General features: G+C 60.8%; 19 protein-coding genes. 14 read left to right on the top strand and 5 right to left on the bottom strand.

The features are described from left to right. Window positions 1-460, bottom strand: a 460-nt coding sequence (locus tag JWR14_RS16640) for a response regulator (RefSeq protein ID WP_299708669.1), incomplete at its 3' end; no start/stop codon positions are given. 314 nt (window positions 461-774) lie between these two features. Here JWR14_RS16640 and JWR14_RS16635 point away from each other — a divergent pair. Then, window positions 775-2,673, top strand: coding sequence for a PAS domain S-box protein (locus JWR14_RS16635; RefSeq protein ID WP_299708666.1), 1,899 nt, complete (start codon window positions 775-777; stop codon window positions 2,671-2,673). A gap of 116 nt (window positions 2,674-2,789) precedes the next feature. On the opposite strand, the gene JWR14_RS16630 is transcribed toward JWR14_RS16635, so the two are convergent. Next, complete coding sequence (locus tag JWR14_RS16630; RefSeq protein ID WP_299708663.1) at window positions 2,790-5,135, bottom strand: bifunctional diguanylate cyclase/phosphodiesterase; 2,346 nt, start codon at window positions 5,133-5,135, stop codon at window positions 2,790-2,792. Window positions 5,136-5,800: 665 nt separating this feature from the next. On the opposite strand from JWR14_RS16630, the gene phnC reads away from it, so the two are divergent. The 3 genes from phnC to phnE all read left to right on the top strand — a co-directional run bounded on the left by phnC (window position 5,801) and on the right by phnE (window position 8,577). Beyond that, entirely contained in the window at window positions 5,801-6,712 is a 912-nt protein-coding gene (gene phnC / locus JWR14_RS16625; protein ID WP_299708660.1) for a phosphonate ABC transporter ATP-binding protein, read from the top strand. Window positions 6,713-6,775: 63 nt separating this feature from the next. Next, window positions 6,776-7,747, top strand: coding sequence for a phosphonate ABC transporter substrate-binding protein (phnD, locus tag JWR14_RS16620; protein ID WP_299708657.1), 972 nt, complete (start codon window positions 6,776-6,778; stop codon window positions 7,745-7,747). A 95-nt stretch (window positions 7,748-7,842) separates the two neighbouring features. Beyond that, on the top strand, window positions 7,843-8,577 hold the full coding sequence (phnE, locus tag JWR14_RS16615) for a phosphonate ABC transporter, permease protein PhnE (protein ID WP_299708675.1): 735 nt from the start codon (window positions 7,843-7,845) through the stop codon (window positions 8,575-8,577). A gap of 34 nt (window positions 8,578-8,611) precedes the next feature. Here phnE and phnN read toward each other — a convergent pair whose 3' ends face one another. Genes phnN through phnF form a run of 3 tightly spaced genes read right to left on the bottom strand, consistent with a single transcriptional unit; the run spans window position 8,612 to window position 10,676 of the window. Beyond that, entirely contained in the window at window positions 8,612-9,163 is a 552-nt protein-coding gene (phnN, locus tag JWR14_RS16610; RefSeq protein WP_299708654.1) for a phosphonate metabolism protein/1,5-bisphosphokinase (PRPP-forming) PhnN, read from the bottom strand. Further along, the gene (locus JWR14_RS16605; protein ID WP_299708651.1) at window positions 9,160-9,921 is read right to left on the bottom strand and encodes a DUF1045 domain-containing protein; all 762 of its coding nucleotides are present in this window, start codon (window positions 9,919-9,921) and stop codon (window positions 9,160-9,162) included. Before JWR14_RS16605 ends, phnN begins: the two co-directional genes overlap by 4 nt. Further along, window positions 9,918-10,676 (bottom strand): phosphonate metabolism transcriptional regulator PhnF, encoded by a 759-nt coding sequence (gene phnF, locus JWR14_RS16600; RefSeq protein ID WP_299708648.1) that lies wholly within the window; start codon window positions 10,674-10,676, stop codon window positions 9,918-9,920. Before phnF ends, JWR14_RS16605 begins: the two co-directional genes overlap by 4 nt. A gap of 217 nt (window positions 10,677-10,893) precedes the next feature. On the opposite strand from phnF, the gene phnG reads away from it, so the two are divergent. From phnG to JWR14_RS16550, 10 genes are all read left to right on the top strand, one after another. Further along, a complete protein-coding gene (gene phnG / locus JWR14_RS16595) occupies window positions 10,894-11,403 on the top strand; it encodes a phosphonate C-P lyase system protein PhnG (protein WP_299708645.1) in 510 nt (169 codons plus the stop codon). Then, on the top strand, window positions 11,403-12,068 hold the full coding sequence (gene phnH, locus JWR14_RS16590) for a phosphonate C-P lyase system protein PhnH (RefSeq protein WP_299708642.1): 666 nt from the start codon (window positions 11,403-11,405) through the stop codon (window positions 12,066-12,068). The genes phnG and phnH overlap by 1 nt, the downstream gene beginning before the upstream one ends. Then, the gene (locus JWR14_RS16585; RefSeq protein WP_299708639.1) at window positions 12,068-13,240 is read left to right on the top strand and encodes a carbon-phosphorus lyase complex subunit PhnI; all 1,173 of its coding nucleotides are present in this window, start codon (window positions 12,068-12,070) and stop codon (window positions 13,238-13,240) included. The genes phnH and JWR14_RS16585 overlap by 1 nt, the downstream gene beginning before the upstream one ends. Next, window positions 13,237-14,106 carry an alpha-D-ribose 1-methylphosphonate 5-phosphate C-P-lyase PhnJ gene (locus JWR14_RS16580; protein ID WP_299708636.1) on the top strand — a complete coding sequence of 290 codons (870 nt, stop codon included), beginning with the start codon at window positions 13,237-13,239 and terminating at the stop codon, window positions 14,104-14,106. The genes JWR14_RS16585 and JWR14_RS16580 overlap by 4 nt, the downstream gene beginning before the upstream one ends. Then, entirely contained in the window at window positions 14,103-14,891 is a 789-nt protein-coding gene (gene phnK, locus JWR14_RS16575; RefSeq protein ID WP_299708633.1) for a phosphonate C-P lyase system protein PhnK, read from the top strand. The genes JWR14_RS16580 and phnK overlap by 4 nt, the downstream gene beginning before the upstream one ends. Window positions 14,892-14,900: 9 nt before the next feature. Next, entirely contained in the window at window positions 14,901-15,722 is an 822-nt protein-coding gene (gene phnL / locus JWR14_RS16570; RefSeq protein WP_299708630.1) for a phosphonate C-P lyase system protein PhnL, read from the top strand. Then, entirely contained in the window at window positions 15,716-16,849 is a 1,134-nt protein-coding gene (locus JWR14_RS16565; protein WP_299708627.1) for an alpha-D-ribose 1-methylphosphonate 5-triphosphate diphosphatase, read from the top strand. The genes phnL and JWR14_RS16565 overlap by 7 nt, the downstream gene beginning before the upstream one ends. A gap of 148 nt (window positions 16,850-16,997) precedes the next feature. Beyond that, window positions 16,998-18,224, top strand: coding sequence for an MFS transporter (locus JWR14_RS16560; protein ID WP_299708624.1), 1,227 nt, complete (start codon window positions 16,998-17,000; stop codon window positions 18,222-18,224). Window positions 18,225-18,249: 25 nt separating this feature from the next. Continuing rightward, window positions 18,250-19,251, top strand: coding sequence for an aldo/keto reductase (locus tag JWR14_RS16555; RefSeq protein WP_299708621.1), 1,002 nt, complete (start codon window positions 18,250-18,252; stop codon window positions 19,249-19,251). A 275-nt stretch (window positions 19,252-19,526) separates the two neighbouring features. Beyond that, window positions 19,527-20,202 (top strand): MaoC family dehydratase N-terminal domain-containing protein (locus JWR14_RS16550; RefSeq protein ID WP_299708672.1); only part of this gene is annotated, 676 nt, incomplete at its 3' end.

Raw genomic sequence — 20,202 nt, 5'->3', positions numbered from 1 at the left:
GATATGAAGCGCGCAGATCGGCTAGCGCTGTTTCCGCCGCGAGCCGTTCACTGTCTCGCGCCAATGCATGAGCAACTGCGTCGAGCATGTCCTGGTCTTTGAACGGCTTGGCAAAGAAGTCCAGCGCTCCGGCTTTCATCGCCTTCACACCCATCTCGATGTCTCCGTGACCCGTCATGAAGAGGACGGGAATACGCATGCCCCTATTGACGATTTCCTGATGAAAAGCCATGCCGCTTTTTCCGCGGAGCCGCACGTCGAGGATGAGGCAGCTTGGCCCGGCGGAGTGTGGGAATCGCAGGAATTCGTCAGGGGACTCGAATGCTTCGACGCGCAGGCCAATGGAGCGCAGGAGTGTGCTGAGAGCAAGCCGAATTCCCTTGTCGTCGTCAACAACGTAGATGACGGGACCGTCGCTTCCCGTTTGAGCTGACATTGGGTGGGTCGGACCTGCAGTCATCTGAGTACCTCGCAAGCGATCGCAGGAGAACGGAGTCGGCGGCGCCGCAGATGCACAAGACTGTGGGCGCGTTTTCCCCAGCTTGCCTTCTGAAACGATGGTCTCATCAGATGATCCACTATCCCACTTTGTAGACCGAAGTAACAGGCATAGTGGATCTGCAGGGTTCGCCGCTTCCTGCCGGCTTTTGCCTGACGATAATAGAGACCGGTACGATCGTGCGACTCTCAATGTGCCCCGATCAGCCACACTTGCAATGCGTTACCTAACGATTAGCATACGCTTATTGCACCTTTCAAATTGCCCGAGAAATCATGACTTTTCCCTTTGGGCCAATGGACGGCGACGATCAGAGGCAGCATTCGTCCGCGTCTCAGACTTGGCGATCAGGCACGGGGAACCGGGTGGCTCAGTTGCGGTATATGGCCTTGCTATGGTTATCGGGCTGCGCTCTTCTCGCGTTGGTCACCTGGGTGTGCTTCAAGATCGGGTTCAACGAGGTTGCAACTGAGTGCGTTTATTTGATCATCATCGTTCTGCTGTCCCTGCTGGACAGTTTTCTCACGTCCGTCTTTCTCTCCCTTGTCGCCATTGCGTGCCTCGATTTTTTCTTTATCAAGCCGATATTCAGCCTGGATATGCAGCTCAAGGAGGATCTGCCCGGTCTCGTCTCTTTTCTGATTTCGTCGTTGGTCATCACTGCACTGGTCAGGCATGTACGCAGAATCGTAAGAGTCAGGCACGAACAGGCCGAGCTCCTCGATCTTACTTTTGACACGGTTATTGTTCGCGACATGAATGGGGTAATTAAATACTGGAATCGCGGTGCCGAGGAACTCTATGGGTGGAAACGAGGAGACGCGACGGGCAAAGTCATCCACAGCTTCCTGCATACTCGTTTCCCCATGGCGCTTAGCGAGATCACGGATACTTTGGTGCGCACCGGGCGTTGGGAGGGCGAACTTGTCCATACAAAGCGGGATGGCATCGAGGTGGTGGTGTCGAGCCGTTGGGCGCTGCAGCGCAACCACAGCGGGCAACCGAAAGCGACGCTCGAGACTGGCAATGACATCAGCGCGCGCAAACGGGCCGAAGAGATGCTTCGACAAAGTCACGCAACCTATCTGGCCGAGGCGCAGAAGCTAAGCCGCACCGGCAGTTTCGGCTGGAACGTATCGAGCGGCGAAGTTTCCTGGTCTGAGGAAACGTTGAGGATCTTCGGATACGATGCCGGAGTCCATCCCACTGTCGAGTTGTTATTTGAGCGCATGCATCCGGACGACGCCGCACGGGTTCGGCAGGCGATCGACCTGGCAGCAAGCACCGGGCAGGATTTTGACCTGGAGCATCGGCTCATGATGCCCGACGGCACCGTCAGCCACCTCCGTGTTGTGGCGCACGCGACAACGGACGAAGCGGCCAGACTGCAGTTCGTGGGCGCGATAATGGACGTGACGGAGGCCAAACAGGCGGAGCAGAAGTTGCACGAGACGCAGTCCGAGCTTGCTCGTGTCACGCGCTTGACAACGCTCGGAGAACTCAGCGCTTCCATCGCCCATGAAATAGGCCAGCCGCTCGCTGCAATTGTGACGAACGGCGAGGCCTGTGTACGATGGCTCGATCACCCGGCGCCGCAACCGGACGAGGTACGGGCCTGCGTGACCCAAATGATCGCCGAAGGCAGGCGCGCGAGCGAAATCGTTCACCATATCCGTAGCCTGGCTAAGAAGAACGTGCGGCAGAAGATACCGCTACAACTCAACGATGTCATCAATGACGTAGTCTCGCTGACACAGCACGAGGTCCTCAGTCATCACGTATTGCTATGCCTGAAGCTTGCGCGCGGATTACCTCCTCTGCTCGGCGATCGGGTCCAGCTCCAGCAGGTCGTACTCAATCTGGTGATGAACGGCATCCAGGCGATGGATGGTATTAGCGACAGGCCACGTGCGCTCCGGATCGAATCACATGAGGATAGCGAAGCAAACGTAGTCGTCGCGGTACAAGACTCAGGCGCCGGAATCAGCCCGGAGCATGCGGATCTACTGTTCGATGCGTTCTTCAGCACGAAGCCCAACGGAATGGGCATGGGATTGTCGATCTGCCGCTCGATCATCGAAGCCCACGAGGGGCGAATGGAGGCGTCCAACAACATCCAGCACGGTGCGACCTTTCAGTGCATCTTGCCTGCGATCACTGCCGGAGGGACGTGATGCTGACGAACAACGGCGACTATGGGTAAGGCTATGGTCATATCGCAGCGTTATAAGGGTCTGCGATTGGCTAACCGATCTCATGCATCGTGCGCGAGTGGCGCCAATTTTCGCCCTCACTCCGCCGTGGGCCATGCCAGATGCGGCGACGTCCAGTCCAGTTCGCTTCCGACAACCATCACCCGCTCGTCGCACTTGAACGCCATGGTCACGCCGACCGACGCGCGCCCGCTTGTCAGCGATAAATACGGCTGGCAAAACACAGCCTTGCCCATGTTCGCGACCGCTTTCCAGTAGTACGGCCGATGATCCCATCGTCCCGATTGCGCCGCGAACAACGGCCCGAGCCGGAAGTCCGCGCCCGATCCCGCGCGGCCGCCAATTTCCTGCCCCAAAATGCGCCCGGTATCGTCGAGGACAAAGCAGCGTTTGCACAGGTCCAGTTTCGCCATGGGAGCGATGGCGTCTTCCACACTGGCGCCGTTCGTCAACGCCGCCGCCGCGGTGTTGAGCATGGCGAGATACGGCGCCAGCTGCGCTTCAAAGCGCGCGGTCCGCACGGCCCGGCCTTCGGCAATCACATCGAATGCATGATCGATGCGCCGCGTGACCGCCGCCGCCGAGGGCAGCGTTGCACTTGGTCTGCCCAGCAAGAACCCTTGGGCGAAATCGACGTTTGATTCCACCGCCAGGATGAGCTCCTCAGTCGTCTCGATCCCTTCCACCACCACCAGCATGTCCGCCCGATGCAGCAGCGAAACAATGGTGGGAAGCAGAGGCTGATCCGAGGCACGGCTCTTCGCGCGAATCAACGCGCCGTCGAGCTTGACGAAGTCCGGCTGGATGCGCAGGAGGCGGTCGAGGTTGGAGTGGCCCGTGCCGAAGTCATCGACTGCAATCAGGAAACCGCAGCCGCGATACCGCCACGCGGCGAGCGCAAGCTCCTCGACGTCCACCCCTTCGGACTCGAGAATCTCCAGCACCACCCCGCGAGGATCGAGTCCTGCTTCGAAGACCATAGCGGCCAGCGTCTGCTCATAACCCGGCTGGATGAAGGTGGACGGCGCGACGTTCAGGAAGAGCCAGCAGTCATCCGGCAGACGCTTGCGGGCGTTCGCGAGATGGAGATGGTGGGTCAGTGAATCCAGGTCACTGGTACCGGAATTCGATTGCGAGGCGAACAGCTTATCGGGCTGCAGCGGCGTGCCATGCCGATCGGAGCCGCGAAGCAGGGCTTCGAAACCGACCTGCTTCTGATGCGACAAGCTGTAAACCGGCTGGTAGTGGGTGAACAGATCGAACGCGCCCCAGCGGGTGACAACGACCGGCTCCTCGTCGACCCGTGTGTCAGTGTCTTCATCAAGCGCCGTGGCGCGTACGCGCTCGACGCGCCTTGCTTGCTCGACGAACACCCGGTTATGGCCCGCGTGTTTCGCGCGCAATAGCGCTTCATCGGCACGGTCGAGCAACTCGGTGGCGGTCTCGTCCGGCCGGCGATGCGCGACGCCGAAGCTGGCGGTGAGAAAGCCATCGGGCCGGAGTATTGATGCAACGAGGATGCGCAGTGTGTCGGCAAGCCCGGTCGCGCGATCTGGACCGGTTGCCTTGATAAGGACCGCGAACTCTTCGCCCCCCAGCCGGCCGACCACCGCGTGCGCGGGCACGGCGTCGTTCAGGACCTTGGTGACGTCCATCAGCGCTTCGTCGCCTCGCGCGTGGCCGTACTGGTCGTTCAGGGACTTGAAGCGATCAATGTCCAGGAAGATGGCACTGACGACTTCATCGTGACCTTTCGTCTCGCTCAGTATCTGTTCCGCCTGCTCGAAAAAAGCGCGCCGGTTCAGGAGTTGGGTCAAAGGATCAGTTGCGGCGAGCGCACGTAGTTTCTCTTCGAGCAGGAAGTGGTTGAGCCGGAACCAATAGAAGCCGAAATGAAACGTGGTCGCGGTCGGGATGCCAATAGCCACCCACATTGCGCATAAGACGTAGTCGTCGTGCGTGAAGGGCACGGCCACCACAAAGGGCAGCCCGGCCAGGTAGAACGCAATGGTTCCCAGGATGAAATGCCGCGGCGTCAGCCATAGCGGCGCCGCGCAGATAGGGATGACCATGCCGGCGGGCAGCATCCAGAAGAGCGGTTTTTCCACGCCCTCGACATTGATCACGATCCCGATCTGCAGAACCACGACATACAGCACGCCAATAAGGCCGAATATGAAAGTAGACGGCGCTTTGGGGATGGCCGCAACTAGCAGCAACATGGCGAGCGCACATGTCAGGCGCGGCCAGAGCGGTAAGTCGATACCCGTTACGTGGGCGCGGGCGATGACAAAAATCAGGAACGCCACCACGGTAAAGGCCATGGTAACCGTTGATAGCGGCCGTTGCTGATCCATCGAGCGGCGGTGGAAACAGAGCCGCAGCGCGGGCGTGATGGTTGGCGGGAGCAGGGAGGTGAGCATGTTCTCGGGTAAGTTTTAGCAGCCCCATTCATTGATGAAGGCTGTCGGCTGTGTCGGGCCGAATTGTTTGAACTACCGTAGATACTTAATCACATGATCCGATTATCGTCGGATGAAACGGATTGTCTTACTAGGCGCGACCGGGCTCAAGTGAATGTTTACTCGACCGTATCGTTTTGGGGAATAAGGCCACGCGTGCTATTCGGGGCCGGCCTCGTGCCGGACGGAGAACGGGCGATTCGCGCGCAATGCAGTGATTGGGCGGCAGGGGTATAGGCGCGGCTGTCCGGTATTTCAGACATTTCGAAATCGTATGAATCGGCACTTGGGATCGCGCTGATCTTGGACTGAGTGGTGCGTCGCACAACATGTTCTTGCCCATAAAAGCTCGGCGGCACCTCCAAACCTGTTTCGACAACAACCGATGCAACGATCCGCGCCACGCGCGAGAGCTTCATTCCCTAAATTTTGGTCAATCCCGGCGGCGGTTCCGAGCCGCCGGTGACAGCACGACCATACGATTCGTCACAGCGTTGTTACCGTTTGAAATGGTTCTGAGTCGTGTATTCATCTAGACGTCTTGCAAGCGTCACCGCGACGTCATGTTGTGTTCCTAGAATCTGTCTCGATGCTGAAAAGCTTTGATACGCGAGTGTGAGGACACCATGGATGCAATTCACATTGAACGTCTCTGCAAGACGTTCAATAACGGCCGCAAGGCACTCGACTCCATCGACCTGAAAGTCGGCGAGGGAGAAATGATCGCGCTGATTGGCGCATCGGGTTCAGGGAAGTCCACGCTTTTGCGGCACATTGCCGGCTTTACAGCATCGGACCCCGCGCCCTCGCATGTGACGCTGCTCGGCCGGCCCATCCAGCAAAACGGCAAGGTCGCGCGAGAGGTTCGTCGAATCCGCCGGGATGTCGCGTTTGTCTTTCAGCAGTTCAATCTCGTGGGACGTCTCACCGTGCGCACCAATGTGCTGCTTGGCGCGTTGTCCCGGGTGCCGTTGTGGCGGCGTCTTATCGGCCGGTTTCCGCGGGCGGAGCATGAGCTCGCAATGGCGTCGCTCAGCGCGATGGGCATTGGAGATCACATCAACGAGCGGGCCAGCACGTTGTCCGGCGGTCAGCAACAGCGCGCCGCACTCGCACGTGCGCTGGTGCAGCGAGCCCGCATTGTCCTCGCCGATGAACCTATTGCGTCGCTTGACCCCGAGTCGTCGCGGCGTGTGATGGAACTGCTTCAGTCGCTGAACGAGGATCACGGTTTGACCGTGGTGGTGTCCTTGCATCAGATCGACGTAGCGATGAAATATTGCGCGCGCACCGTCGCGCTGCGCGACGGCCGCGTGGTGTACGACGGCCCGTCAGCCAGCCTTACACCCTCCCTTTTGCGCGACCTCTACGGCGCGGCGGCCGAAGAGCTGCTGACCGACACGGAGAGCGCACTGCGCGACGTGGAGAAACTTGCAGAGCGCGCCGTGGACCGTGCCGCTGCGCGCCCGGAAGGTGCGTCAGCCCGCTCAGCCGTGTTCGCTTCGGTATCCGGTACGGCGTCCGCTGCGAACTCCTGAACGCATGCCCTCATTGTGTTTTTGAACCTCCGCTTTGAACATTCCCAAACCTGGACTTATTCGATGAAATCAGCCCGTCTTCTTCTGGCCGGTATGGCCCTTGCTGCCTGTTTTGTCACGCAGGCGGTACGTGCCGAAACGCTTAACTTAGGCATTATCTCGACCGACAATTCGTCCGCGCTCAAGCAGCGCTGGCAGCCGCTGATCGACGACCTCAACAAGCAGACCGGTCTCGACGTCAAGGCGTTCTTCGCGACCGACTATGCCGGCATTATCGAAGGCATGCGCTTTAACAAGGTGCAGATCGGCTACTTCGGTAACGCCTCCGCTATCGAAGCGGTCGACCGCGGCAATGGCGAAGTGTTTGCGAAGGTGAAGTACAAGAGCGGCGAAGCGGGCTACTACTCGCTGCTGATCACAAACGTGAACAGCAAGTGGAAGACGATCGACCAGGTGCTGAAAAACACGCACGATATCAACCTCGGTTTCGGCGACCCGAACTCCACCTCGGGCACGCTGGTGCCGTCGTACTACCTGTTCGCGAAGAACGGCATCTCGGTGCGCAGCGACTTCAAGAGCGTGCTTCCGTCGAGCCATGAAGCGAACATGCTCGCTGTGGTGAACAACCGTGTCGACGTGGCGACCAACAACACCGACATGGTCGAGACGCTCAGGCAAAATCACCCCGATTTGCTCAAGCAGGTGCGCATATTGTGGAAGTCGCCGCTGATTCCGTCGGACCCGCTGGTATGGCGTCGTGACCTGCCGCAGGCGACCAAGGACAAGCTGCGCAATTTCTTCGATCACTACGCGCAGAGCGACCCGCGCGAGCAGGCGATCATGGCGGGCATCACCGGCTTGTCGGGTTTCACGGATTCCACCGATGCGCAGCTCATCCCGATCCGTCAAATGGCCTTGTTCCAGAAGAAGCAGCAGGTCCAGAACGACGCACATATGTCCGACTCGGACAAGAAATCGCAGATCGCGGCGCTCGACCAGAAGCTCGCGCAACTGGATAGCGTGGCGGCGAAGTGAAGCACAACGCCGACGCCTTTTCCCTCAACAGCGCGCGAGAGGGTTCGCTGCCGCTGAAGCTCGAACTAGGGCAGCCCAAGCGAAGCTGGCTGTCCATGTTCGGATGGTTAGTGGTGGTGGCGGTTCTCGGGCTGTCCTGGCACAGCGCCGACATGCGCCCACTCGATCTCTTCAGCGACTCCGGCAACATGCTGCAGTTCGGCAAGGACTTCTTCCCGCCGGACTTCGCCGACTGGCGCACCTATGTTCACGAGATGATCGTCACGCTGGCGGTGGCTGTGTGGGGCACGGCGCTCGCGCTGGTGTGCGCGGTGCCGTGCGGGCTGCTGTCGGCCTCCAACATTGCGCCCCTGTGGATCGTGCAACCCGTGCGTCGCCTGATGGATTCATGCCGCGCGATCAATGAAATGGTGTTCGCGATGCTCTTCATTGTCGCGGTGGGCCTCGGGCCGTTCGCCGGTGTGCTCGCGCTTTGGGTGCATACGACCGGCGTGCTGGCGAAGCTGTTCGCCGAAGCGGTTGAAGCGATCGACGCGCGGCCGGCAGAAGGCGTGCGCGCAACGGGCGCCAGCAGTCTTGATGAAGTGCTCTACGGCGTGCTGCCGCAGGTCTTGCCGCTGTGGATCTCGTATGCGCTGTATCGGTTCGAATCGAACGTACGCTCGGCGATGGTGGTCGGCATGGTGGGCGCAGGCGGGATTGGTGTTGTGTTATACGAAGCAATTCGCTCGTTCAACTATGCACAAACTTCAGCCGTGCTCCTGATGGTGATTGTGATCGTCACGCTGATCGACCTTGGGTCCGCGTGGCTTCGTGAGCGTGTAATCTGATTGTGTTGGCCGGCTCATGCCGGCCAATTCTACTTCACTGCGGCTGACTGATCGTTGCCAGTAGTTGCTGGCCCGCTTCCGACAGCAAACCTGAATTATCGATGGTGACAAGGCGCGCGTGTTCGGGAAGCGACATGACAGGGTGACGCGCAAGCCGCGCTTCCATCTGTCGCGAATCTTCGCGGCCGCGCCGCTCGAGCCGTGCCGCCAGAACGGTGGGGCTTGCGTGGATGTGGACGAACTGCGTGAACGGATAACGTTCGAGCGCAGCCGGCGCATGTTGGCGCGACCCGTTGACCACCACCGGCAGCCCGCGCGCGAGCCAGGCATCGATCTCAACGCCGATGCCGTAGTGCAGCCCGAGACTTTCCCAATGCATCGAGAAAACGCCGTTGGTCAGACGCGCGGCGAATTCGTCGTGGCTCAGGGCGACATGATTCTCGCCATCGGAAACGGGGCGCGTGATGTAGCGATGCGCGAACATCACCTGCGCGCCAATGCGTTCACGAACGAAACCGAGCAAGGAGTCCTTGCCGGCGCCCGACGGTCCCATTACGTAGATCAGCCGACCGGTTTCAGTGCTCATTCAAGGGCCTCGGAGTGTGCATTCGCGAAGGGTAGGCGCTGCCATAACGTGAACGGCGCACCCGCATGGGGTTGAACAAAGAGCGCCGCCTCGTGGAAGGGAAGGGCCCCAAGCGTTTCAGCGCGGGTTTGCCACAGCGAGACAATGGCTGCACGCACGGACGCCGAATCAAGTGCATCGGAGAGTGTCATGTGAAAGCGAAATTCATCGAGCACATAGGGGTAGCCCCATTCATGCAACAGGGTCTGCTGCCGCCCGGTCAAGCCTGACGCCAGGCGTCGTTCGGCATCCTCCGCTGAAGGACGCGCACGCAGCGAATTGAGCGCGTACAACGCGCTGGCAGCAACGCGGCGAATGGATTCGTCGTCATCCGCACGCGTGGTTCGCAACGCCACGAAGCGACCCATCTCGACGGCGGACAGGGGGGCATCGAAGCGGGTGATGTGGCTGGCCCACTCGCGTGCCTCCGACAACACCTGCTGTGGCGTAACACCTTCGGCAGTATGAAAAGGCGCGACGAGCGTTCCGTGCCAGCCATACCGGCGTGGTGAACCGGTCAGCGCGGCAACGGTCTGCCCGAGTGTGGCAATGGCGGGTTCCTCGGGCGTCACAATCGAGCGCCCGGTCTCGGCATCGCGGCCAAGCCATTCGCAACCCGCGCGCCACCACGCGGAAGATGCCGCCGGTGCGTAGTAAAGCGCGATGCGCGAAGCAGGCGTCCAGGCATCCAGGACGGTGTCGTTCGCGTCGCCGCTCATACGCCGTCCTCGACCAGCAATTGCACCCGGTCGGCAGCGAAGTGGGTGATGCCGTATTTGATGGGCACGCCGGCCTCATCGACGTCCACGCTTTCAACCCACATCACCGGTTGCGCACGATTGATCTGCAAGCGCCGCGCGACGTCCGAGCTAGGCAGGATGCAGCCAATACGGCTCCATTTACGCGTGTAATCGACCACGCCGAATTCCACCAGCGCCGCGCTGACGCCTTCCACGCCCGCCAATATGCCGGGCAGGTCGGCGAAACGCATGGCGGGAAACCAACTGCGTGCATAGGTCAGCGGCACGTCGTCGGAATCATGCCGAGTCTCGATCTCGTACACGAATGTCCCTGCGCGGAGGGAGAGCGCTTTCGCGGTCACCGGATCGGCCTTTACTTTGGTGCTGGACAGGACCACGCCCACGGACGCCTGGTTGTTGCGCCGCAGGTTTTCGGTGAAGCGCGTGCGGCGTCCGATCTGATAGTCGATCGCGCCCGGTTGCACGAACGTCCCGCGGCCTTGTTCGACGCTCACCAGCCCCGTGGCGGCCAACCGCAACATTGCGCGTCGTACCGTGTGCCGGTTGACGTCGAAACGCCGGGCGAGTTCGGCCTCGCTTGGCAGGCGGCCATCTTCGCCGAAGCTCTTCGCCGTAATCTCCGCCGAAAGAATCTGTTCGATCTGACGCCATACCGCAACGCCCGCGCCGCGTTCCACGGCCAGGCCCGGCGTGCCAGTTTCGTTAGATGTCATGTCGTTGTCATTCCTGTCGGTTTGAATATCGTTTTCGGCATTGTAGTGCGCCGCCGATGGCGAAAATGTGAAAGCAGGCCGCTAGTTAAGAATATTTATCCGGTTGCACAAACGTCTAGACGACCGGATGACTATTCTAGTAGCGTTGAGGCTGGACAGGACGATGAAATCACGGACGCGGCTTGGATCAAGCGCCCTTTATTGACGAGGTAAGACCATGAGTACAGCTGCGCAGACGTCCGCGCCACCCGCGCATTCCGGTCCCGCTACGAGGCGGGAGTGGCTGGCCATACTGGCGCGCACGCCGCGGGCCTGCATGAAGGACGCGCTTGATACGGCACTAAACGGTGCCCCGCCGCCTGAATTCGACTGGCTGCGCGCACCTGATATCGGCCTCGCGATGGTGCGCGGACGGGTCGGCGGCAGCGGCGACGCGTTCAATTTGGGCGAAGTGACGGTGACGCGTGCCACGCTCCGGCTGCGGGTTCGCGAGGGGCGCTCTGCAGTGGCTGCGGTAGGTATTGCGGTTCATATGGGGCGGGACAAGGAGCGAGCAACGCTCGCCGCACTCGCGGACGCGCTGCTGCAGACACCCGCGTTCGAAGCCCGGATGCAGGAGCACTTGCTGGGGCCGCTCGCGGCGCGCATCGCTGAAAACCGGGCGCAAAAACAGGCCCGCGCCGCGGGTACCAAGGTGGAATTCTTTACGATGGTAAGGGGCGACTGATGTTACCTGACAAGCTTTCAAAAAACTTGCGTGGGCCGGACGTCACGAGCATCGACCTCGCGACCCTGACCCCTGGTTTCAACGACATCGTCCATGATTCGCAGGGCGTGTTCCGTGCATTGCTCGACGCCCTTTCGCGGCCTGGCAAGATCGTCTCGATCGACGCCGTGCTGCCTGGCCTTGAGCAGGACGGCACCACGGCTGCGGTCCACGTGCCCATGGCTGCGTTCGCTGCGCTGCTGGCACTCGCCGACTATTCGACGCCCGTGCTGTTGCAACATGAGCATCGCGGCTTGAGCGACGCGCTGCGTTTTCATACCGGCGCACCGCTCACGCACGATCACGCGCAAGCGGTTTTCGCATACCTGCACGATGCGCAATCGTTGCCGCCGCTGGATGCATTCTCGCTGGGTGACCCGGAGACGCCGGAGAGCGCGGCCATGTTGTTCATCCGCGTGGACTCGCTTGACCAAGGCCCGCAAATGACGTGGCGCGGCCCCGGCATCCGCGATTCGCACACGGTTCATATCGCCGGCGTACCGGCTTCGTTCTGGCATGAGCGCGCGTTATTGGCGAGCCAGTTTCCTTGCGGTATCGACTGTTATTTCGTGCACGGCGGATCGGTTATCGGCCTGCCGCGCACCACTCGCGTGGAGGTGGCCTGATGTACGTTGCAGTCAAAGGCGGAGAACGCGCGATCGAACGTTCATGGGACTTGCTCGCGGCCAACCGGCGCGGCGATGAAGCATTCGCGGAACTCAGCGTCGACCAGATTCGCGAGCAGCTTGGGCTGGCGGTTGCCCGGGTGATGACCGAAGGCTCGGTCTACGACGAAGAGCTTGCTGCACTGGCGATCAAGCAGGCAGCCGGAGATCTCGTGGAAGCAATTTTTCTGCTGCGGGCGTATCGTACGACGCTGCCGCGCTTCGGTTATACGGTGCCGCTCGACACGGAAACCATGCTGGCGGAGCGGCGCATTTCAGCGGCGTTCAAGGACATTCCGGGCGGACAGATGCTCGGCGGCACGTACGATTACACCCAGCGTTTGCTTGATTTCAGCTTGCTCGCCGAAGGCGGCCCGCGCACGGCCAACGTCAGCACCGCGAGCCGTTCCGCACCGCAGCAGGAAGCCATGCCGCGCGTGCTTGCTTTGCTCGACAAGGAAGGGTTGATCGAGCAGGAAAAGATCCACGCGGACGCGCCCGAACCCGGCGATCTCTCGCGTGAGCCATTGATGTTCCCCGTCGCGCGTCCGGTCCGCTTGCAGAATCTTGCCCGTGCCGATGAAGGTTTCCTGCTGGCCGTCGGCTACGCAACGCAGCGCGGTTATGCAAACTCGCATCCGTTCGCCGGCGAGATTCGTTACGGCGAAGTCGCCGTCGAGCTGGAGCTTGAAGAGTTGGGATTCGCGGTGGAGATCGGTGATATCGACATCACCGAGTGCCAGATGATCAACCAGTTTGCGGGCAGTGGCGATGTGCCGCCCACGTTCACGCAAGGATATGGCCTGGCCTTTGGCCACTCGGATCGCAAAGCCTTGGCCATGGCGCTGGTCGACCGTGCTCTGCGCGCGCAAGAACTTGGCGAGACCGTTTCGTCGCCGACGCAAGACGCGGAATTCGTGCTCTATCACAGTGACAACGTGGAAGCATCGGGCTTCGTGCAGCATTTGAAATTGCCGCATTACGTGGACTTCCAGTCCGAACTCGAATTACTGCGACGCCTGCGTGCGGGCATCGAGAAAGAAGCGCAACGCGAGCACGAAGCGCAAACCGGGCAGCAAGCGTATCAAGCGCATCAAGCACAACCTGAGCCCAGCGAGGAGAACGCCGCATGAATGCGCGCATGGAAGAAAGTGCCATGGCTGAAGGCTATAACTTCGCCTACCTCGATGAACAAACCAAACGCATGATCCGTCGCGCGCTGCTGAAAGCCGTGGCCGTACCGGGTCATCAAGTGCCATTTGCATCGCGGGAAATGCCCTTGCCGTATGGCTGGGGAACGGGCGGCTTGCAGGTTACGTCCGCGATCATCGGACGCAGCGACACGCTGAAAGTGATCGATCAGGGGTCGGACGAAACCACCAACGCCGTGAATATCCGCCGTTTCTTTGCGCGCACGGCGGGTGTTGCGACCACCACGCGCACGGTGGAAGCATCCATTGTCCAGACCCGTCACCGGATTCCCGAAACGCCGCTGACTGAAGCGCAGATCCTGGTGTACCAGGTGCCCATGCCCGAGCCGCTGTTCCGGCTCGAACCGCGCGTCACCGAGAGCCGCAAGCTCCATGCGCTGGCGGACTACGGGCTGATCAACGTGAAGTATTACGAGGACATCGTGCAGCACGGCAGCATTGCGACCACCTACGATTACCCGGTGCTCGTGAACGATCGTTATCTCACGTCACCATCGCCCATTCCCAAGTTCGATAACCCGAAGATGCACATGAACCCCGCGCTGCAACTTTTCGGCGCAGGCCGCGAACGCCGCATCTACGCGATCCCGCCGTATACGAAGGTACGGAGTCTCGACTTCGAAGATTATCCGTTCACCATTCAGAAATGGGATCACGAGTGCGCTTTATGCGGTTCGCGCGAGAGTTTCCTCGACGAAATGATCGTGGACGACGCGGGCGCGCGCATGTTCGTGTGTTCGGACAGCGACTACTGTCAGGATCGCCGCGCAGGTCAGGAGGAAGCATGAATCTTTCAACACCCGCACTCCCTCTGCTCGTCGGCCGTGGACTCACGAAGCGCTATGACGGCCGCGGCGGCTGTGTCGATGTGGACATCGATATCTATCCGGGCGAAGTGCTTTGCATCGTCGGTGAATCCGGTTCCGGTAAATCCACGCTGCTGAATGCGCTGGCGCTGCGAACCCCCGTGAACGATGGCGCGTTGCACTATCGCACCGTCGAGCATGACGTGCTCGATCTGTTCGCGTTGCCCATGGCGCGCCGCAGAATGCTCGCGCGTACCGACTGGGGTTTTGTGCATCAGAACGCACGGGACGGACTGCGTCACGGCGTGTCGGCCGGGGCGAATATCGGCGAGCCGTTGATGGCGAACGGGGCGCGCCACTACGGACGCCTGCGTGAAACAGCCTCGGACTGGATGAATCAGGTCGAACTGGATGCCACGCGTATCGACGAGTTGCCTTCCGCGTTCTCGGGCGGCATGCAGCAACGGCTTCAGATAGCGCGCAATCTTGTTACGAAGCCGCGCCTTGTATTCATGGACGAGCCCACAGCGGGGCTGGATGTTTCAGTGCAGGCGCGACTGCTGGACCTGCTGCGCACGCTAACCGCCAAGCTTCATCTTGCTGCCCTGATTGTCACGCATGATATTGGTGTTGCGCGTTTGCTCGCGCATCGTCTGATGGTGATGAAGGACGGGCGAGTGGTCGAGAGCGGACTGACCGACCAGGTGCTCGATGATCCCCAACATCCCTATACACAGACGTTGGTTGCGTCCGTGCTGCCAGTTTGAGGTTCAAGAATGAATGCCAATGCTGATCTTTCCAACGAGCTTGCGTTTGCTGAACGCGCGGCCCTGATGCTGCGTGCAAGAGGGGTCGAGAAGACCTTTACGCTGCATCAGCAGGGTGGCGTGCGTATTGCTGCGCTGGCTGGTGTGTCGCTCGATGTAGAACGAGGCGAATGCGTCGTGTTGTCGGGGCCTTCGGGTGCCGGCAAGAGCACGTTGCTGCGTTGCATGTACGGCAACTACCTCCTCACGCGTGGCACGGTTGCCATCCGTGATGAAAGCCAATCATCGCACTACCTTTCGTTATCCGATGCGTTGCCACACGATGTGATTCGGCTGCGCCGTACTACCATGGGCTATGTGAGTCAGTTCTTGCGCGCTATCCCGCGGGTGTCGTCGCTCGATCTCGTCAGCGAACCGCTGATCTCACGCGGCATGGACGAAGAACAAGCGCGGGCACGTGCCGGCGCGTTGCTCGAACGCCTCAACGTGGCGCGGCGCCTGTGGCCGCTTGCGCCCGCCACGTTCTCCGGCGGTGAACAACAACGCATCAATATCGCGCGCGGGCTGATTGCTGAACAGCCTCTGCTGCTGCTCGACGAACCCACCGCGTCGCTCGACGCCGAGAACCGCCAGGTGGTGGCGGACCTGATCGTGGAAGCACGTGAGCGGGGCGCGGCAATTGTCGGTATTTTTCATGACGAGGACACGCGTGAACGTGTGGCGACTCGTCTGATCCAACTGAACGCTCCCGCCGGGCAGGCGGAAACAGCGGCAACGGCATCAATTGCACCAATGGCATCAACGATTACGGAAACCTTGCAGACATGCTGATCAAAAACGCGCGCATTGTCACTCGTGATGAAGAGTTCACCGGCGTAGTACGAGTAGCCGACGGCCGCATTACCGAAGTGGCGCCCGGCACGACATCGGTTGCAGAAGCGGAGGACTGGGGCGGTGATTATTTGTTGCCCGGACTCGTCGAACTGCATACCGACAACATCGAAAAGCATATTGCGCCGCGACCGGGCGTGGTGTGGAATCACGACGCCGCTATCCTGGTGCACGATGCCCAGGTGGCAACGGCCGGTATCACGACGGTCTTTGATGCACTCGGCATCGGCTCGCGCGGGGGCGTGGGCGTACGCGGTAAGGAAATACAGACCAACTGCGCGCGCTCGATCGAGCGGCTGACGGCGAGCGGCATGCTGCGCGTCGACCACTTCCTGCATCTGCGATGCGAAATAGCGGCAGCGGACGTGCTCGACGTATTCGACGGGCTGGTTTCGCATTCGCTGCTGCGCCTCGTCTCCGTGATGGACCATACGCCGGGCCAGCGCCAGTGGCACGATCCGGTGCAGTGGCGCAAGTATCAGGAGCGTCATGGAAAATGGACCGATGAACACGCGAGCACGGTGCTGAGTGAACTGACTGACGACCAGCAGCGGTACGCGCGGGTTCATCGCAGCGAGATCGTTGCGCGTTGCAAAGCGCTGGGTCTGCCGCTTGCGAGTCACGACGACACTTCTGTCGAACACGTGCTGGAAGCCGTGGGTGACGGTATTGTCCTCGCTGAATTTCCAACCACGCTGGCGGCTGCCCAGGCGGCGAGGGATCATGGGATTGCGACGATCATGGGTGCGCCGAACGTCGTGCGGGGCGGCTCGCACTCGGGCAACGTATCGGCGCTCGAGATGGCACGAGCGGGATTGCTCGACATCTTGTCGTCGGACTACGTGCCGTCGAGTCTGCTGACCGCCACGTTCGAACTCGTCGATAAGGCGGGCTGGTCGCTGCCGCAGGCTATTCGCACCATATCGTCGGCTCCGGCCAAAGCGGCGGGTTTGACGGATCGCGGCGCGATTGCGCTGGGCCTCAGGGCTGATTTCGTACGGGTTGCAATGGCCGATCGCTTGCCGGTGCCGCGGGCCACGTTCCTGGAAGGCCGACGGGTGGCGTAACTGCCGGGGAAGGGCTGTCGCGGTAATTATTGACTCTGAATCAAGAGTCTTCTGCCTTTCACGGGGTTTTTGAGAAAGAGCAAAGCGCAGACACTTGCGAACTTCGAATTGTCGAATCGTCGAAAAGAGTCGCTTGGGAGTCGCCGTCATGCCGCTTGCTCTTCTCGCGCTGACCATCAGCGCGTTTGCCATTGGCACCACCGAGTTCGTGATCGTCGGGTTGATCCCGACCATCGCGGAGAATCTCCACGTCAGCCTGCCGTCCGCCGGTCTGCTGGTGAGCCTCTACGCGCTCGCTGTAGCGGTCGGCGCTCCCGTGCTGACCGCACTGACAGGTAAAGTGCCGCGCAAGACGCTGCTGGTCGCGCTGATGGCACTCTTCGCGCTCGGCAACCTGGTCGCATGGTGGGCGCCGAGTTACGAAACGCTGATTGCGGCGCGCGTGCTCACCGGGCTTGCGCACGGCGTGTTCTTCTCGGTCGGTTCGATCATCGCGACCAACCTGGTGCCGAAGGAAAAAGCCGCCAGCGCCATTGCGACGATGTTCAGCGGCATGACCGTCGCTTTTGTCACGGGCATCCCGCTTGGTACGATCGTCGGCCAGCATTTTGGCTGGCGCGCGACCTTCCTGATCGTCGCGGGCTTTGGCCTTGTCGCGCTGGCCGGCTCGCTCTGGTTCGTGCCAAAAAATATCCGGCATGACGCGCCCCAGCCGCTTCTAAAACAAGCACGCGTGCTGGTGCAGCCGCGCCTGCTGCTCGTCTACGCAATGACCGCGGTGGGGTATGGCGGCTCGCTCGTCGCGTTCACTTATCTCGCTCCGATCCTCGAACAAATCTCCGGTTTCAGCGCGTCATTCGTTGGCGTGGTGCTGCTCGTGTACGGCATCTCGGTAGCCGTCGGCAACGTGTGGGGCGGCAAGCTTGCCGACAAACGCGGCCCGGTGTTCGCACTCAAAGTGATCTTCGGTCTGCTCGCAGTCGTGCTGCTGGTGCTGACGTTCACCGCGCCTTCCAAGCCGCTTGTGCTGCTCACCGTACTCGCCTGGGGCGCTGTCGCGTTCGGCAACGTGCCGGCCTTGCAGGTCTACGTGGTGATGCAGGCCGAGCGCTTCGCGCCGGGCTCGGCGAACGTTGCGTCAGGTCTCAACATCGCGGCCTTCAACTTGGGCGTAGCCGGAGGGTCGGCGGCAGGCGGGCAGATCGTCGCTCACCTGGGGCTGATCAATACGCCGTGGATTGGCGCGGTCATCGTGGCAGTCGCATTGGCGCTCACGGTGCTGAGTGGCTGGCTCGACCGGCGTGATCCCCTTGCACGCCAATCTCAATCTGAATCTCAATCCCTGTCAGGCACGGCAGCAGCCGGCAGCCAGTAAATCCACTTTTTGTCAGGAATTCATCATGCGCATCACCATTCCAAATCGTATTGGCTTCGGCACTGCGCCGCTTGGCAACATGTTCCGCGAGATCCCCGAACAGGAAGCACTCGACACGGTCGAGGCCGCGTGGCAAGCAGGGATTCGCTACTTCGATGGTGCGCCGCTCTACGGTGCGGGTCTCGCGGAGATCCGCCTGGGCGAGGCATTGTCGAACCATCCGCGTGACGAGTACGTGCTCGGGACCAAGGTTGGCCGCCTGATCCTCGACGAACTCGAGGCGCCGGATCAGCGTGACCTGGGAGAGAAGGGCGGTCTGTTCGAACATGGATTGCCGAACAAGATTGTGTATGACTACACCGAAGACGGCACGCTGCGTTCGATCGAAGACAGCTTGCGGCGTCTGAAAACCGATCATCTCGACTACGCGTGGATTCACGATCCGGCGAAGGATTTCCACGGCGATAACTGGCTATCCGTATTCGACACCGCCATGCACGGCGCTGCGAAAGCGCTCACGCGTCTGCGCGATGAAGGGGTGATCAAGGCGTGGGGCCTGGGTGTGAATCGAGTGGAAGCTTGTGAGCTCGCGCTCGAACGCGCCGATCCCGATGGTTTCCTGATCGCGGGGCGTTATACGCTGCTCGATCACGAAACCGCACTTGCACGGCTGATGCCTGCTTGCGAAAGGCGAGGTCTTGGCATCGTTGTGGGTGGCCCGTATAACTCGGGATTGCTCGCAGGCGGCGAGCATTTCGAATACCAGAAGGCCCCGCAGGCAATGATCGAACGCGTTGAACGGATCAAGCTGATCTGTGAGCGCTTCAACGTGGATATCAAGTCGGTGGCGCTGCAGTTTTCGCTGGCACATCCGGCGGTGGCGGGCATCATCCCGGGTGCGAGCCGTCCTGCGCGCATCAGCGAAAATATCGCGTTGGCGGCAGCGCGCATTCCTGCCGGGCTTTGGGCTTTGCTCAAGCAAGATGGTTTGATAGCGGCAAATGCGCCGGTGCCTTTGGGCAACTAGAAGAAGTGGCTCGTTCGGGCAGCATGACGAGTCTTTCCCCGTATGGCTGCCCGAATAAGATTATGTAAAAAGCCGGTCGACCGATGGCGATGGAGCTCGGGCCTCCGCTCGCTTGCGCGCGAGGCGCAATGCACTGCGCGTTAAGTAAAACAAAACCCCCGCTTCAGAAATGACGACTTCGCGAAACGGGTAGACGGGTTCATAGTTGCATTCATTGCTAATGCCGCTTATCGACCCGACTGCCACGTACAACGAGAGACGCCATCGTGCCCGAAGTGCCTGACTCAACTGAAAAATTGGACGACTGGCTGGACAGAACGCAAGTTGTCCATGACGTCATCACCGCGTTCCCGCTGGCGGCCATGGCCGCTACGCTGAACCGCGAACCAGAGACGAAAAATGTGCCGCCGTTGTGGCACTGGCTCTATTTTCTACCGATTTCGCCCTTGTCTGAAACCGGTCCCGACGGTCACCCGAAACGCGGTGGTTTCCTGCCGCCAGTACCTTTGCCGCGCCGTATGTGGGCAGGCGGACGCCTGACATTTCATGCGCCGCTGGCGGTTGGCGAAGAGGCGACACGCACGTCGACCATTGTGAATATCGAAGACAAGACGGGCCGTACCGGGCGGCTCGTGTTCGTCACGGTGCAGCACGAAATTGAAGTGGACGGTGCGCTCAGGATCGAAGAGGAGCACGATATTGTCTACCGCGACGAGCCCGCCCCCGATGCTTCCAGCGCGCCGAAGAAAGAGCCGGCCAAAGCGCCCGTCGATGAAACCTTCAGCCGCGAGATTCCGACCAGCCCGGTGCTGCTGTTCCGCTACTCGGCGCTGACTTTCAACGGTCACCGGATTCATTACGATCACCCTTACGTTACGCAGGAAGAGGGGTATCCGGGCCTGATCGTCCACGGTCCATTGATCGCGACCCTGCTCGTGGATCTCGTACGCC

Origin of the sequence: Caballeronia sp., from assembly GCF_028292365.1 — a bacterium.
Classification (GTDB): domain Bacteria; phylum Pseudomonadota; class Gammaproteobacteria; order Burkholderiales; family Burkholderiaceae; genus Caballeronia.
Note: the sequence above shows the minus strand (reverse complement) of the source record. Positions and strands in the feature narration are given on the sequence as shown.